The sequence below is a fragment of the Pseudomonas sp. B414 genome (assembly GCF_055408445.1).
This window is the reverse complement of record NZ_JBUZTQ010000001.1, coordinates 443,869-457,737: the sequence shown is the minus strand read 5'-3', so window position 1 is coordinate 457,737 and position 13,869 is coordinate 443,869. Positions and strand designations below refer to the sequence as shown.

Below are 13,869 nucleotides of genomic sequence, written 5' to 3'. Positions count from 1 at the left end.
CAGCCGTCGCGCTGAAGAGCATCGCAAAAAGGCCATTCAGCAGGCCATCGACGAAGCGGCTGCGGAGTCGTGGAAGCAGCCGGATGTGCGTAGGCCGCAGGCTACAAACGCGGTTTGAGTCTCGTGGCATAAAAAAACCTCGCCTCCTGTGACAGGGTGGCGAGGTTTTTTTGCTCTTGTGGGAGCGGGCTTGCCCGCGATAGCAGCACCTCAGTTTGCCAGAGACACCGAGCTGCCAGGATCGCTGGCAAGCCAGCTCCCACAAGGTATTGCATCAAGGTTTGGCGATTTTCCAGGCCCCGTCCATTTTGCCCTCGCCGGTCATGTCACCGGCTTTCTTGTCCATCACAAAGGTGTACAGCGGCTTGCCGTCATAGGCCCACTGCATGTGGCCATCATCGCGCTTGATCACCGTCCATTCACCCATGTCCTTGGCTGTGCTCTCGGCAGCCAGCGGTGGCCAGTTGGCGGCGCACTTGTCATTGCACATCGATTTGCCGCCCGCATCCTTGGCAAAGGTGTAGAGCGTCATGCCTTTGTGATCGACCAGCATGCCATCCTTGGTCATCGCCGGCTCAGCTGCAAACACCAGCCCAGGCAAGGCGAAGGCAGCGGCCAACAGCAATGTCTTTAGGGAAAACGAGGTAGATGTCATCGGAATCGCCCTTTTTGTGGTTGTACGATTTGAACCTGAAGCGTAGTTCACTAGCCGTTTGCGCGCGTTCAATCCCCAAAGCTGTCACACGACTGCAATAATTGCGTTATCTAATGCGCCACAAGACAGTTTAATGACGAGAGGATTACGGCATGGTTGGCAGGAGCATTTTGATCGTTGATGACGAGGCGCCGATCCGCGAGATGATCGCCGTGGCCCTGGAAATGGCGGGCTATGATTGCCTTGAAGCCGATAATGCCCAGGATGCCCATGCCATTATCGTCGACCGTAAACCGGACCTGATCCTGCTCGACTGGATGCTGCCCGGTGGTACCTCCGGCATTGAGCTGGCCCGACGCCTCAAGCGCGAAGAGCTGACCAGTGATATACCGATCATCATGCTGACGGCCAAGGGTGAAGAGGACAACAAGATCCAGGGCCTGGAAGTTGGCGCGGATGACTACATCACCAAGCCCTTCTCCCCTCGTGAGTTGGTGGCCCGTCTCAAGGCTGTGCTGCGCCGCGCAGGCCCTGCCGATGCCGAGTCGCCTATCGAGATCGGCGGCCTGCTGCTCGACCCCATCAGCCATCGCGTGACCATCGACGGCACCCCGGCCGAGATGGGCCCCACTGAATACCGCCTGCTGCAGTTCTTCATGACTCACCAGGAGCGCGCCTACACCCGCGGTCAATTGCTTGATCAGGTCTGGGGCGGCAACGTGTACGTGGAGGAGCGCACTGTGGACGTGCATATCCGCCGCCTGCGCAAAGCCCTCGGTGAGGCCTACGAAAATCTGGTACAAACCGTGCGTGGCACCGGTTACCGGTTTTCGACCAAAGCCTGATAGCGGCTTTTTCTGACTCAACGGCAAGCAAGGACCCGCGCGACGTGAATCAAAACTGGCATGGCACTCTGATTCGCCATTTGTTGCTTCTGGTCGCTGCCTGCCTGGTAGTCGGCCTGCTCAGTGGTTATTACGGCTGGAGCCTGGCCATTGGCCTGGCGTTTTATCTGGGCTGGACCCTCAAGCAGTTGCTGCGCCTGCACGAATGGCTGCGCCAGCACAAACCCGACGAAGCGCCGCCCGATGGCTACGGCCTGTGGGGCGAAGTGTTCGACAGCATCTACCACCTGCAACGCCGCGACCAGCGGGTGCGTGGGCGTTTGCAGGCAGTGATCGACCGGGTGCAGGAGTCTACGGCCGCGCTCAAGGACGCGGTGATCATGCTCGACAGCGACGGCAACCTGGAGTGGTGGAACCTCGCCGCAGAGACCCTGCTGGGCCTCAAGACGCCACAGGACAGCGGTCAGCCAGTGACCAATCTGGTGCGCCACCCACGCTTCAAGGAATACTTCGAGCAGGGCCAATACGGCGAGCCGCTGGATATTCCCTCGCCGGTCAACGATCACCTGCGCATCCAGCTCTACATCACCCGCTACGGCAACAACGAACACCTGATGCTGGTGCGCGATGTAACGCGAATCCATCAGCTGGAGCAGATGCGCAAAGACTTTATCGCCAATGTGTCCCACGAATTGCGCACGCCATTGACGGTGATCTGCGGTTACCTGGAAACCCTGCTCGATAACGTCGACGACGTGAATCCGCGCTGGAAGCGCCCGCTGTCGCAAATGCAGCAACAGGGCGAGCGCATGCAAACCCTGCTCAATGACTTGCTGCTGCTGGCCAAGCTCGAAGCCACGGACTACCCCTCGGACAACCATCCGGTGGCCATCGACGGTTTGCTGCGCTCGATCAAGGGCGACGCCCAGGCATTGTCCGGCCAGCGCAACCAGACCATTACCCTGGACATCGAAACCGATAGCACCCTCAAAGGCAGCGAAGCCGAGTTACGCAGCGCGTTTTCCAATCTGGTGTTCAACGCGGTCAAGTACACCCCTGATGGCGGTAAGGTTCATATTCGCTGGTGGGCGGACAAGAGCGGCGCGCACTTGAGCGTGCAGGACTCAGGGGTGGGCATCGACAACAAGCACCTGCCGCGCCTGACCGAGCGCTTCTACCGCGTGGACTCCAGCCGTAACGCCAACACTGGCGGCACCGGGCTGGGCCTGGCCATCGTCAAGCATGTGTTGCTGCGTCACCGTGCGCGACTGGAGATCAGCAGCGTGTTGGGCCATGGCAGTACCTTTACCTGCCATTTCGCTCCGGCGCAGGTGACAAAATCACTGGTGCAAAGTCAGGTCGACTAGGCCCTGCGGCCCTTGCCCACTAGGCAAGGGCTACATCTGCCGTTACATTGTTTGGCCAAATCCCCCTATTTGTAACGACGGAACCCGTAAAACTCCATCATGGACCCTTCCCCTGGCTTGACCCTCGCGACACTCTTCGCCGACTTCGGCATGATTCTTTTTGCTCTGATCCTGGTATTGCTCAACGGTTTTTTCGTTGCGGCCGAATTTGCCATGGTCAAATTGCGCTCGACCCGGGTCGAGGCCATTGCCGATGAAAACGGTTGGCGCGGACAGATCCTGCGCACCGTGCACAATCAGCTCGACGCCTACCTCTCGGCCTGCCAGCTGGGTATCACCCTGGCTTCGCTGGGCCTGGGCTGGGTCGGTGAACCCGCATTCGCGCATATCCTCGAGCCTCTGCTGGGGGCCATCGGTGTGCAGTCGCCGGAAGTGATCAAGGGCGTGTCGTTCTTTACCGCCTTCTTTATCATTTCGTACCTGCATATCGTGGTCGGTGAGCTGGCGCCCAAGTCGTGGGCCATCCGCAAGCCGGAGAGCCTGTCACTGTGGACCGCCGTGCCGCTGTACCTGTTCTACTGGGCCATGTACCCGGCCATTTACCTGCTCAATGCCAGCGCCAACGCGATCTTGCGTATCGCCGGCCAAGGTGAGCCCGGTGCGCATCACGATCACGCCTACAGCCGTGAAGAACTCAAACTGATCCTGCACTCAAGCCGTGGTCAGGACCCGAGTGACCAAGGCATGCGTGTGCTGGCTTCGGCGGTGGAAATGGGCGAGCTGGAAGTGGTCGACTGGGCCAACTCCCGCGAAGACCTGGTGACCCTGGATTCCAAGGCGCCGCTCAAGGAAATCCTGGCGTTGTTCCGCCGTCACAAGTTCAGCCGCTACCCGGTCTACGATGCAGACACCAACACCTTCGTCGGTTTGCTGCATATCAAGGACCTGCTGCTTGAGCTGGCCGACCTGGATCACTTGCCCGAGACCTTCAACCTGGAAGAGCTGACTCGCCCGCTGGAGCGCGTGTCGCGGCATATGCCGCTGTCGCAACTGCTGGAGCAGTTCCGCAAGGGCGGCGCGCACTTTGCCCTGGTCGAAGAAGCTGACGGCAAGGTGGTGGGTTACCTGACCATGGAAGACGTGCTGGAAGTGCTGGTGGGCGATATTCAGGACGAACACCGCAAGGCCGAGCGCGGCATCCTGTCGTATCAGCCGGGCAAGCTGCTGGTACGCGGCGACACGCCGTTGTTCAAGATCGAACGCCTGTTGGGTGTGGATCTGGACCACGTTGAAGCCGAAACCGTGGCTGGCTTGATCTACGACACCCTCAAGCGGGTGCCCGAAGAAGAAGAGCTACTGGAAGTCGAAGGCCTGCGCATCATCATCAAAAAGATGAAAGGCCCGAAAATCGTATTGGCCAAGGTTCTGAAGCTGGATTAAGGCTGGCATCGTCCTGAACCTTGTGGGAGCGGGCTTGCTCGCGATGGCAGCAACGCGGTGCGCCAGATACACCGCGCCGCTTGCATCGCGAGCAAGCCCGCTCCCACAGAGGCTCTGCCAATACCCTCTCTGTAAGAATTTTTACCGGCGAAAGCTGGCTGAAAGCTTCCCCCTCTAGCATCGGGTCATCACCGGCAACAGACCGGCTGGCCTGGCATGCGCATAACTCGCTGTCAGCGCCCTACTACAACAATAAGGGTGACTTTCATGCTGACCTTCCTTGGCTTTGCCATGGTCATTACATTTATGTACCTGATCATGACCAAGCGCCTTTCCGCCTTGATCGCTCTGATTCTGGTCCCCATCCTGTTTGCCATTTTTGGTGGTTTTGCGCCCAAAATCGGCCCGATGATGCTCGAAGGCATTACCAAGCTTGCCCCTACCGGGGTGATGCTGATGTTCGCCATTCTCTACTTTGCCTTGATGATCGACTCCGGCCTGTTTGACCCGGCCGTGCGCAAGATCCTCAAGATGGTCAAGGGTGACCCGGTCAAGATCTCGGTGGGTACCGCAGTGCTGGCGCTGGTGGTGTCCCTGGATGGCGACGGCGCGACCACGTACATGATTTGCGTGGCGGCCATGCTGCCGCTCTACAGCCGCATCGGCATGAGCCCGCGAATCATGGCCGGCCTGATCATTCTGGCCGGTGGGGTGATGAACATGACACCCTGGGGCGGCCCCACTGCCCGGGCGGCCAGTGCGCTGCATGTCGACCCATCGGACATCTTCGTCCCCATGATCCCGGCCATGCTCGTGGGCTGTGCAGCGATCCTGGTGATCGCCTGGTGCTACGGCAAGCGGGAGCGTGCGCGCCTGGGCGAGTTGCACCTGCACGGCGATGAAATCGACCACAGCGAAATCAGCGTTTCGCAATACCCGGATGCCCGTCGGCCAAAACTGATCTGGTTCAACGGCGCGCTGACCCTGGCGCTGATGGTTGCCCTGATCGCCGGTCTGCTGCCTTTGCCCGTGCTGTTTATGGTCGCGTTCAGTATCGCGATGATCGTCAACTACCCGTGCCTGCAACAGCAAAAGGATCGGGTTGCGGCCCATGCCGGGAGCGTACTGGCGGTGGTCGGGCTGATTTTTGCGGCCGGTATCTTTACCGGCATCCTGTCCGGTACCGGCATGGTCGATGCCATGTCCAAAAGCCTGCTGGCTGTCATCCCGCCTGCGCTCGGCCCTTACCTGGCGGTGATCACCGCGCTGGTGAGCATGCCGTTTACCTTCTTTATGTCCAACGATGCGTTCTACTACGGGGTTCTGCCAGTGCTGGCCGAAGCTGCCAGCCACTACGGCATTACCGCCGTTGAAATGGCCCGCGCCTCGATTGTTGGCCAACCCGTGCATTTGCTCAGCCCGCTGGTGCCATCGACCTACCTGCTGGTAGCTCTGGCCGGTATCGAATTTGGCGACCACCAGCGCTTCACCCTCAAGTGGGCGATTCTGGTGTGCCTGTGCATCATGGTTGCAGCGCTGCTGCTGGGCACGTTCCCGGTGTTCAGTACGCTGTAACGCATCTGTCATCCCCCCTTGTGGGAGCGGGCTTGCTCGCGAAGGCAGCAACGCGGTAATTAAGTTAAACCGCATTGCTGCCTTCGCGAGCAAGCCCGCTCCCACAGGTTCATTATCGTCCAGAAGAGTTTCAACCCTCCGCCAGCTATGCGATGCTGGCGCTCTGCTCAATTGCCGACTACATCTTAAGAAACATCTGTAGGAACGGCCCGCAGCTATCTGATCCTTAGACACATCCAATACAGGGAGCCAGCATGCTGACCCTGCTCAATCTGCTTTCCGCGGTGGCCCTGCTGATCTGGGGCACGCATATCGTCCGAACCGGCATTCTGCGGGTCTACGGCACCAACCTGCGCCATGTCATCGGGCAGAACGTGTCCCGGCGCATGTTTGCGTTTGTCGCCGGCATTGTGGTCACGGCCATGGTGCAGAGCAGCAACGCCACGGCGATGCTGGTCACTTCTTTTGTCGGTCAGGGGTTGATGGCACTCACCCCGGCGCTGGCAACCATGCTCGGAGCCGATGTCGGTACGGCCTTGATGGCCCGGGTGCTGACCTTCGACCTGTCGTGGCTGTCGCCGCTGCTGATCTTTTTGGGCGTGATCTTCTTTTTGACCCGCAAGCAAACTCGCGCCGGGCAACTGGGCCGGGTCGGCATCGGCCTGGGCCTGATCATTCTGGCGCTGCAACTGATCGTCGAGGCCGCAACCCCCATCACCCATGCCCAGGGCGTGAAAGTGATCTTTGCCTCATTGACCGGCGATATCTTGCTCGATGCCCTGGTCGGTGCCTTGTTCGCGATGGTTTCCTACTCAAGCCTCGCGGCCGTGCTGCTGACCGCCACTCTGGCCGGCGCCGGGGTGATCAGCCTGCACGTGGCCATCGGCCTGGTGATCGGCGCCAATATTGGCAGCGGCGTGCTGGCGTTTCTCAGCACCAATATGCAGAACGCGGCAGGCCGTCAGGTGGCGTTGGGCAGCCTGTTGTACAAGCTGATCGGCCTGTTGCTGATCATGCCCGTACTCGACCCGCTGGTGGCCTGGATGGACAGCCTGAGCTACAGCGCCCAGGAACTGGTGATCGGTTTCCACCTGCTCTACAACACGGCTCGCTGCTTCCTGATGTTACCGACGGTGGGCCTGATGGCGCGCATTTGTGCCTGGCTGCTGCCCGAACGCCAACAAACCAACGGCGTGGCCAAGCCGCGCCATCTGGACCCTGCAGCTCTCGATACGCCGAGCCTGGCGCTGACCAACGCAGTGCGCGAAACCCTACGCATTGGCGACCTGATCGACACCATGTTGGTCAATATGCTCGACGTTCTGCGCGGAAAGCAAACCGCTATTACCCAGGAAATGCGCACGCTGAGCGATGAAGTCGAAGTGCTCTACAGCGCGGTCAAACTTTACCTGGCGCAAATGCCTCGTGAGGATTTGAGTGAGCAGGACAGTCGACGCTGGGCCGAAATCATCGAACTGGCGATCAACCTCAAGCTGGCCAGTGACGTGATTGAACGCATGCTGCGTAAGGTTCAGCAGCAGAAAACCTCGCAGCGCCGTTCGTTTTCCGAAACAGGGCTGGAGGAGCTAGTGGGCCTGCAAACCCAGCTGATCGAGAACCTGCGCCTTGGGCTGACAGTGTTCCTTAGTTCCGACCTGCAAAGCGCCCGCCAATTACTGCGTGAGAAACGCCGCTTTCGCGCCCAGGAGCGGCGCTTGGCCCACGCTCATGTGAGTCGCTTGCAGCGCAAGGTCACGCAGAGTATCGAGACCAGTTCCATGCACCTGGAGCTGATCGCGGATATGAAGCGCCTGAACTCGCTGTTTTGCGGCAGTGCATACGTGGTGCTGGAAACCTCTGAAACCGGGGCCCTGGAGCTGGATGACGCAGCGGACACGCAACATTCGCCTTGAACGTTGTGCATCGGGCTGTTGTCAGCCGTTATGCAGCGACTAAGCTGCACGGGCTCAGGGATTCGAGAATTCAGGGATTTTTTATGCGTTGCCTGCTGTTTATCTGCTTGCTGCTTGGCGCTGCTCAGGGCTTTGCCCTGGATAGATACAGCGTCGAGGGCTACCAACTGCCCAATGGGCTGCAACTGATCCTGAAACCCAACAATGACCGCGATCATGTGGCCATCCGCTTGGTGGTGGGGGTTGGCCTGGACGATTTTTCGTGTGCCGATCAGCAGTTGCCGCACCTGCTGGAGCATTTGCTGTTCAGTGGCATCGACGACACCGGCGAAGGAGGCCTTGAGGAGCGTATGCAGGCGCTGGGTGGCGAATGGAACGCCTTTACCAGCAGCGCCGATACCACCTTTGTGATCGAAGCTCCGGCCAAGAATCAGCGCAAGATCCTTGATCTGCTGCTGGGCCTGCTGACCCGCACGCAACTGACCGAACAACGCATCAGCGAAGCCAAGCAAGTGGTTGAGCGCGAAGACGGCGGCCATTATTCGCACTTGCAGCGTTGGCTCGACCGTCAGGATCTGGGCCACAGCGCCAGCAATCAGCTGGCTGTCGAACTGGGCCTTAAATGCGCCGAGCGCGCCGAGGTGCACGACCTCACCCGCGAGCAACTGGAGGCCGTGCGCCAGAACTGGTATGCGCCCAACAACATGACGCTGATTATCGTCGGCGACCTTGATCGGTTGCTGCCTGCTTATCTGGAGCGCACCTACGGCGCCCTTGAACCGGTAGAGCCCAGCGCCCATCGGCCGCTTGCCGAAATTGATGCCAAGGCCGACGCAGAGCGCGAGCTGGTGCGTGGCGTGGTAGGTGATACCGCGACTCTGCACTGGCTGTTTCCCGAGCCGGTGATCGAGGGTCAGCCCGACGAAACCTGGATTTTGTTGCGTGATTATCTGGAGTGGGCACTCTACAGCGAGCTGCGGCTCAAGCACGGCTTGTCCTACGGCCCCTGGGCTGAGCGCGAAGTGTTTGGCGGCGTGAGCTTTTTAAGCCTCAATGCTGACCTTGAGCGCGAGAACGTGGCGCAAGCCCGGCAGGTGATGGAGCAACTCAAGGCGCGCCTGCTCAAGGACGGCCTCGACCCGCAGATTTTTGCCCGGATCAAGAACACCGCCATTTCCCGCCAGGCCTGGACGGTGCAAGGCAGCAGTGCGCTGGCTGACTACTACTGGGCATCGCTGGGTGATTACGACGAGGGCCGCTTCGCCGATCCTGCCAGGCAATTACAGGGCATCACCCTCAAACAGGCCAACGTAGCACTGCGCGAGCTGTTGGCCGAGCCTGGTTATGTGCGCATCGAGAAACCGCTGTTCAGTTACCACAGTTTGAGCCTGGCCATTCTTGGCGGGTTGGCCTTGCTGATTGTCGCCGTGGTGGGTTGGCGAGTCTGGCGTCGGGCCAAGCGCTGATTGTCCGAGTCGTAAATGTTTTGATACCGTAAAATCATTGCCAATTTGCGGCTGGTCGATCCAGCCGCCAGCGTGCGGAGTATTCATCGTGAGTGATCGTTCCAATCCTTGGCAATTGCAGGCCATCGTCTGCCAGCTGCGCACGGCGCGAAACCAGTGGCGCACGCAAAACGGCCGGGTCAGTGGTGAGCAGGGAGGCCGTGAGCTGCCGTCCCGCGCGGCAATGGCCGAGATTCTTGAGGCCCTGTGTGGTGCCTTGTTCCCGATGCGCCTGGGCCCGGTGGACTTGCGTGAAGAGAGCGAAGATTTTTATGTCGGCCACACGCTGGATGTGGCACTCAATGCGCTGCTCAAGCAGGCCCGTCTGGAGCTGCGTTATGTGGCTCGCCAGGGTGGTTTGCCGGATGAGGGAGTGGATGCAACCGCGACCTTGCTGATACAGGACTTTGCCCTGGCGCTGCCCGGCCTGCGCAGCATTCTGGACACCGACGTACTGGCTGCTTACCACGGCGACCCGGCGGCGCGCAGTGTGGACGAAGTGCTGTTGTGCTATCCGGGGATTCTGGCGGTGATTCATCACCGTCTGGCCCATCACCTGTACCGCGCAGGCTTGCCGTTGCTGGCGCGGATCAGCGCAGAAATTGCCCACTCGGCCACCGGTATCGATATCCACCCCGGCGCGCAGATTGGCCGTAGTTTCTTTATTGATCACGGGACGGGTGTTGTGATCGGAGAAACCGCGATCATCGGCGAACGTGTAAGGATCTATCAGGCGGTGACCCTGGGGGCCAAGCGTTTCCCAGCGGACGAATCGGGGCAATTGCAGAAGGGCCATCCACGCCATCCGATCGTTGAGGATGATGTGGTGATTTATGCGGGGGCGACGATTTTGGGGCGTATCACCATTGGTCAGGGTTCGACCATTGGTGGCAATGTGTGGCTGACCCGCAGCGTACCGGCGGGCAGCAACCTGACCCAGGCCAACTTGCTGCATGATGACGGGACGCAGAAGTAAGATAAGACACTTAGCTCTAATTGTGGGAGCGGGCTTGCTCGCGATTCAGGCGACGCGGTGCAATTGATGCACCGCGCCGATCCCGTCGCGAGCAAGCTCGCCCTACAGTTTGTTCAGCGTTAACTCAGCGGGCCCCACGCACACCTTCAGCCAGCGCTGCACACAAACTCAGCACACCATCCACCGCCTGCTCTGGGGTCGCGGCATTCTCGATCTTGTCGATCAGTGCCGAACCAACCACCACACCATCTGCCAGCCGCGCAATCGCCGCAGCCTGCTCAGGGGTGCGAATACCAAAGCCCACGCTGATCGGCAGGTCAGTATGCCGACGCAGCCGCTCAATGGCCGCGCTCACTTGTTCAGTGGTGGCCGAACCGGCACCGGTCACACCCGCCACCGACACGTAGTAAACAAAGCCCGAGCTGCCTGCCAGTACGGTCGGCAGACGTACGTCGTCAGTGGTTGGCGTGGTCAGGCGGATAAAGTCCAGGCCTGCTGCCTGCGCCGGGTCGCACAGTTCACTGTTGTGCTCAGGCGGCATGTCGACCACGATCAGGCCGTCTACGCCAGCCGCTTTGGCTTCGGCAATAAACTTGGGCACGCCATAGTGATGAATCGGGTTGAAGTAACCCATCAGCACCAGCGGCGTATCGCTGTTGTCTTCACGGAACTCGCGCACCATTTGCAGGGTTTTGGCCAGATTCTGCTTGGCACCCAGGGCGCGGATATTGGCCAGCTGGATGGCCGGGCCATCAGCCATCGGATCGGTGAAGGGCATGCCCAGTTCGATCACGTCGGCGCCGGCAGCAGGCAAGCCTTTGAGGATCGCCAGCGAGGTGGCGTAGTCCGGGTCACCAGCGGTGATGAAAGTCACCAGGGCAGCGCGGTTTTGTTCCTTGAGTTCGGTGAAGCGCGTTTGCAGGCGGCTCATCAGTGTTTCTCCTGCTGGGATTGCTCTTGTTGAGCGTTTTCCATGTGGTGCATCACGGTTTGCATGTCTTTGTCACCTCGACCCGAGAGGTTGACCACCATCAGGTGATCGGCCGGCAAGGTAGGGGCGCGCTTGAACACTTCGGCCAGCGCGTGGGCGCTTTCCAGGGCCGGGATGATGCCTTCAAGGCGGCAGCATTTGTGGAAGGCATCGAGGGCTTCGTCATCGGTCACAGAGGTGTATTCGACGCGGCCGATATCGTGCAACCAGGCGTGTTCCGGGCCAATGCCGGGGTAGTCCAGGCCCGCTGAGATCGAGTGGGCGTCGATGATCTGACCATCGTCGTCCTGCAGCAGGAAGGTGCGGTTGCCGTGCAGCACGCCGGGCTCACCGCCGTTGAGGCTGGCCGCGTGCTTGCCGGTTTCGATGCCGTAACCCGCAGCTTCCACGCCAATGATTTCGATGCTGGTGTCATCCAGGAACGGGTGGAACAGGCCCATGGCGTTGGAACCACCACCGATGCACGCCACCAGGCTGTCCGGCAGACGGCCTTCCTGGGCTTGCATCTGGTCGCGGGTTTCCTTGCCGATCACGGCCTGGAAGTCGCGCACCATCGCCGGATACGGGTGCGGGCCAGCCACGGTACCGATCAGGTAGAAGGTGCTGTCGACGTTGGTCACCCAGTCGCGCAGGGCTTCGTTCATCGCGTCTTTCAGGGTACCGGTGCCAGCAACTACCGGGATCACTTCAGCGCCCAGCAGCTTCATGCGGAACACGTTGGCCTGCTGGCGCTCGATATCGGTGGTGCCCATGTAGATTACGCACTGCAGGCCAAAGCGGGCCGCCACGGTGGCCGTGGCCACGCCGTGCATGCCGGCGCCGGTTTCGGCGATGATGCGTTTTTTGCCCATGCGCCGAGCCAGCAGGATCTGGCCGATGCAGTTGTTGATCTTGTGCGCGCCGGTGTGGTTCAGCTCTTCGCGCTTGAGGTAGATCTTGGCGCCGCCACAGAACTCGGTGAGCCGCTCGGCGAAGTACAGCGGGCTTGGACGGCCCACGTAGTCGCGCTGGAAGTAGGCCAGTTCCTTAATGAACTCAGGGTCTTTTTTGGCCAGCTCGTACTCGCGATCCAGATCAAGGATCAGCGGCATCAGGGTTTCGGCCACGTAACGGCCGCCGAATGAGCCGAACAGGCCATTGGCATCAGGGCCGGTACGCAAGGTGGATTGAGTCATGTGACGCTCCAGATAAAAAGTTGCGAAGGTCGATGGGCCTGACTTTACCCGCGACAGGCCGGGATGAAAACCGATAAGATCGCCGTAACCTGTCAGGAAAACTCACAGATATCATGAGCCGCGACCTCCCCCCCCTCAATGCCTTGCGTGCCTTTGAAGCCGCCGCCCGTCTGGGCAGTGTCAGCCAGGCGGCCGAGCAGTTGCACGTTACCCATGGTGCCGTTAGTCGCCAGATCAAAGTGCTGGAAGAGCATCTGGGGGTGAGCCTGTTCGTTAAGGAGGGGCGCGGCCTAAAGCTCACCGATGCCGGAATCCGCCTGCGCGATGCCAGCAGCGAAGCCTTCGACCGCTTGCGAAATCTATGCGCTGAGCTCACGCAAAGCCAGGTCAACGCACCTTTTGTGCTCGGCTGTTCGGGCAGTTTGCTGGCGCGCTGGTTTATTCCGCGCTTGGGGCGCTTGAATGCCGATTTGCCGGACTTGCGCCTGCACCTGTCAGCCGGTGAAGGCGACCTCGACCCGCGTCGCCCAGGGCTGGACGCCTTGCTGGTGTTTGCCGAGCCGCCGTGGCCTGCGGATATGCAGGTGTATGAGTTGGCCAGCGAGCGTATAGGTCCGGTGGTCAGCCCGCGTTATGCCCACTTTGAGCAGTTGCGCAACGCCCCTGCCAGTGCCTTGCTCGACGAGCCGTTACTGCACACCACATCGCGCCCCCAGGCCTGGCCAAGCTGGGCACAGCAGAACGCAATCGAAGCGAAGGATTTGAACTACGGGCAGGGGTTTGAGCACTTGTATTATTTGCTTGAAGCCGCAGTTGCCGGGCTGGGTGTGGCAATTGCCCCCGAGCCATTGGTGGCTCAAGACCTGCAGGCAGGACGCCTGGCTGCGCCCTGGGGCTTCAACGAAACCCCGGCGCAGCTGACGTTATGGTTGCCCAAGCGCGCCGCAGACGGGCGCGCCGGGCAACTGGCGCAATGGCTCAAGGCTGAGCTTGCGCGCAGCGCAGGTTAATTGCCGCGCTTGCACATCAGGAAGGCTGCCAGCAGGCCCAGTGCGCCGATGGCAACGCCAGCGGTGGCATACGGATGCTCTTGCGCGTATTCGCGGGTAGCGATAGCGGTTTCGCGGGTTTTGTCCTTCACTTCTTCGTAGGCATCGCTGAGCAGGTGACGCGAATGCTTGAGCGCGTTCTCGGCGTTGTTTTTAAGAATGCCAAGGGTCTTTTTGGACTCGTCAGAAGCGTCGTGCTTGAGGCTTTCCAGAGACTTGAGCAGGCTCTCGATCTCTGCTTCCATGCTTTGCAATGAGGCTTTACGTAAAGAGTTGCTAGCCATTAGGGCTCTCCTGCATTGATGAGTGAGGGTGCTTGTTAAGTCGGACTACAGGGGTTTCAGAAAGTGCAGTTGGCCTGAACTTTTCTTCTCAAAT

12 protein-coding genes and 1 pseudogene are annotated in these 13,869 nt (G+C 60.2%); 9 read left to right on the top strand and 4 right to left on the bottom strand.

What is annotated here, in order from left to right:
• Positions 1-118 (top strand): annotated as a pseudogene (locus ACZRMH_RS02205) (putrescine ABC transporter permease PotI); the annotation flags it as partial.
• A 156-nt stretch (positions 119-274) separates the two neighbouring features.
• On the opposite strand, the gene ACZRMH_RS02200 reads toward ACZRMH_RS02205, so the two are convergent.
• Complete coding sequence (locus ACZRMH_RS02200; protein ID WP_464011950.1) at positions 275-655, bottom strand: COG4315 family predicted lipoprotein; 381 nt, start codon at positions 653-655, stop codon at positions 275-277.
• 152 nt (positions 656-807) lie between these two features.
• On the opposite strand from ACZRMH_RS02200, the gene phoB reads away from it, so the two are divergent.
• The 7 genes from phoB to epsC all read left to right on the top strand — a co-directional run bounded on the left by phoB (position 808) and on the right by epsC (position 10,276).
• A complete protein-coding gene (gene phoB / locus ACZRMH_RS02195; RefSeq protein WP_016782809.1) occupies positions 808-1,500 on the top strand; it encodes a phosphate regulon transcriptional regulator PhoB in 693 nt (230 codons plus the stop codon).
• Between the two features lie 44 nt (positions 1,501-1,544).
• The gene (gene phoR, locus ACZRMH_RS02190) at positions 1,545-2,867 is read left to right on the top strand and encodes a phosphate regulon sensor histidine kinase PhoR (protein WP_464011949.1); all 1,323 of its coding nucleotides are present in this window, start codon (positions 1,545-1,547) and stop codon (positions 2,865-2,867) included.
• Positions 2,868-2,966: 99 nt separating this feature from the next.
• On the top strand, positions 2,967-4,307 hold the full coding sequence (locus ACZRMH_RS02185) for a hemolysin family protein (protein WP_464011948.1): 1,341 nt from the start codon (positions 2,967-2,969) through the stop codon (positions 4,305-4,307).
• Between the two features lie 267 nt (positions 4,308-4,574).
• A complete protein-coding gene (locus tag ACZRMH_RS02180) occupies positions 4,575-5,882 on the top strand; it encodes a CitMHS family transporter (RefSeq protein ID WP_464011947.1) in 1,308 nt (435 codons plus the stop codon).
• A 254-nt stretch (positions 5,883-6,136) separates the two neighbouring features.
• Complete coding sequence (locus ACZRMH_RS02175) at positions 6,137-7,795, top strand: Na/Pi cotransporter family protein (protein ID WP_464011946.1); 1,659 nt, start codon at positions 6,137-6,139, stop codon at positions 7,793-7,795.
• 83 nt (positions 7,796-7,878) lie between these two features.
• Complete coding sequence (locus ACZRMH_RS02170) at positions 7,879-9,261, top strand: M16 family metallopeptidase (protein WP_464011945.1); 1,383 nt, start codon at positions 7,879-7,881, stop codon at positions 9,259-9,261.
• Between the two features lie 88 nt (positions 9,262-9,349).
• Positions 9,350-10,276: a serine O-acetyltransferase EpsC gene (gene epsC, locus ACZRMH_RS02165; RefSeq protein WP_088378616.1), complete on the top strand. Its 927-nt coding sequence runs from the start codon at positions 9,350-9,352 to the stop codon at positions 10,274-10,276.
• 124 nt (positions 10,277-10,400) lie between these two features.
• On the opposite strand, the gene trpA is transcribed toward epsC, so the two are convergent.
• Together trpA and trpB are read right to left on the bottom strand one after the other, a co-directional pair.
• Positions 10,401-11,207: a tryptophan synthase subunit alpha gene (gene trpA / locus ACZRMH_RS02160; protein ID WP_464011944.1), complete on the bottom strand. Its 807-nt coding sequence runs from the start codon at positions 11,205-11,207 to the stop codon at positions 10,401-10,403.
• Complete coding sequence (gene trpB, locus ACZRMH_RS02155; protein ID WP_464011943.1) at positions 11,207-12,442, bottom strand: tryptophan synthase subunit beta; 1,236 nt, start codon at positions 12,440-12,442, stop codon at positions 11,207-11,209. The genes trpA and trpB overlap by 1 nt, the downstream gene beginning before the upstream one ends.
• A gap of 113 nt (positions 12,443-12,555) precedes the next feature.
• Between trpB and ACZRMH_RS02150 the strand changes: the two genes are divergently transcribed.
• On the top strand, positions 12,556-13,452 hold the full coding sequence (locus ACZRMH_RS02150; RefSeq protein ID WP_464011942.1) for a LysR family transcriptional regulator: 897 nt from the start codon (positions 12,556-12,558) through the stop codon (positions 13,450-13,452).
• On the opposite strand, the gene ACZRMH_RS02145 is transcribed toward ACZRMH_RS02150, so the two are convergent.
• Positions 13,449-13,775 (bottom strand): ElaB/YgaM/YqjD family protein, encoded by a 327-nt coding sequence (locus ACZRMH_RS02145; RefSeq protein WP_464011941.1) that lies wholly within the window; start codon positions 13,773-13,775, stop codon positions 13,449-13,451. The two genes, ACZRMH_RS02150 and ACZRMH_RS02145, sit on opposite strands and share 4 nt — an antisense overlap.
• Positions 13,776-13,869 lie beyond the last annotated feature (94 nt).

Coding starts and splice junctions, on each gene's coding strand:
- ACZRMH_RS02200 (WP_464011950.1), bottom strand. CDS start 655: ATGACATCTACCTCGTTTTCCCTAAAGACATTGCTGTTGGCCGCTGCC.
- phoB (WP_016782809.1), top strand. CDS start 808: ATGGTTGGCAGGAGCATTTTGATCGTTGATGACGAGGCGCCGATCCGC.
- ACZRMH_RS02185 (WP_464011948.1), top strand. CDS start 2,967: ATGGACCCTTCCCCTGGCTTGACCCTCGCGACACTCTTCGCCGACTTC.
- ACZRMH_RS02180 (WP_464011947.1), top strand. CDS start 4,575: ATGCTGACCTTCCTTGGCTTTGCCATGGTCATTACATTTATGTACCTG.
- ACZRMH_RS02175 (WP_464011946.1), top strand. CDS start 6,137: ATGCTGACCCTGCTCAATCTGCTTTCCGCGGTGGCCCTGCTGATCTGG.
- ACZRMH_RS02170 (WP_464011945.1), top strand. CDS start 7,879: ATGCGTTGCCTGCTGTTTATCTGCTTGCTGCTTGGCGCTGCTCAGGGC.
- trpA (WP_464011944.1), bottom strand. CDS start 11,207: ATGAGCCGCCTGCAAACGCGCTTCACCGAACTCAAGGAACAAAACCGC.
- trpB (WP_464011943.1), bottom strand. CDS start 12,442: ATGACTCAATCCACCTTGCGTACCGGCCCTGATGCCAATGGCCTGTTC.
- ACZRMH_RS02150 (WP_464011942.1), top strand. CDS start 12,556: ATGAGCCGCGACCTCCCCCCCCTCAATGCCTTGCGTGCCTTTGAAGCC.
- ACZRMH_RS02145 (WP_464011941.1), bottom strand. CDS start 13,775: ATGGCTAGCAACTCTTTACGTAAAGCCTCATTGCAAAGCATGGAAGCA.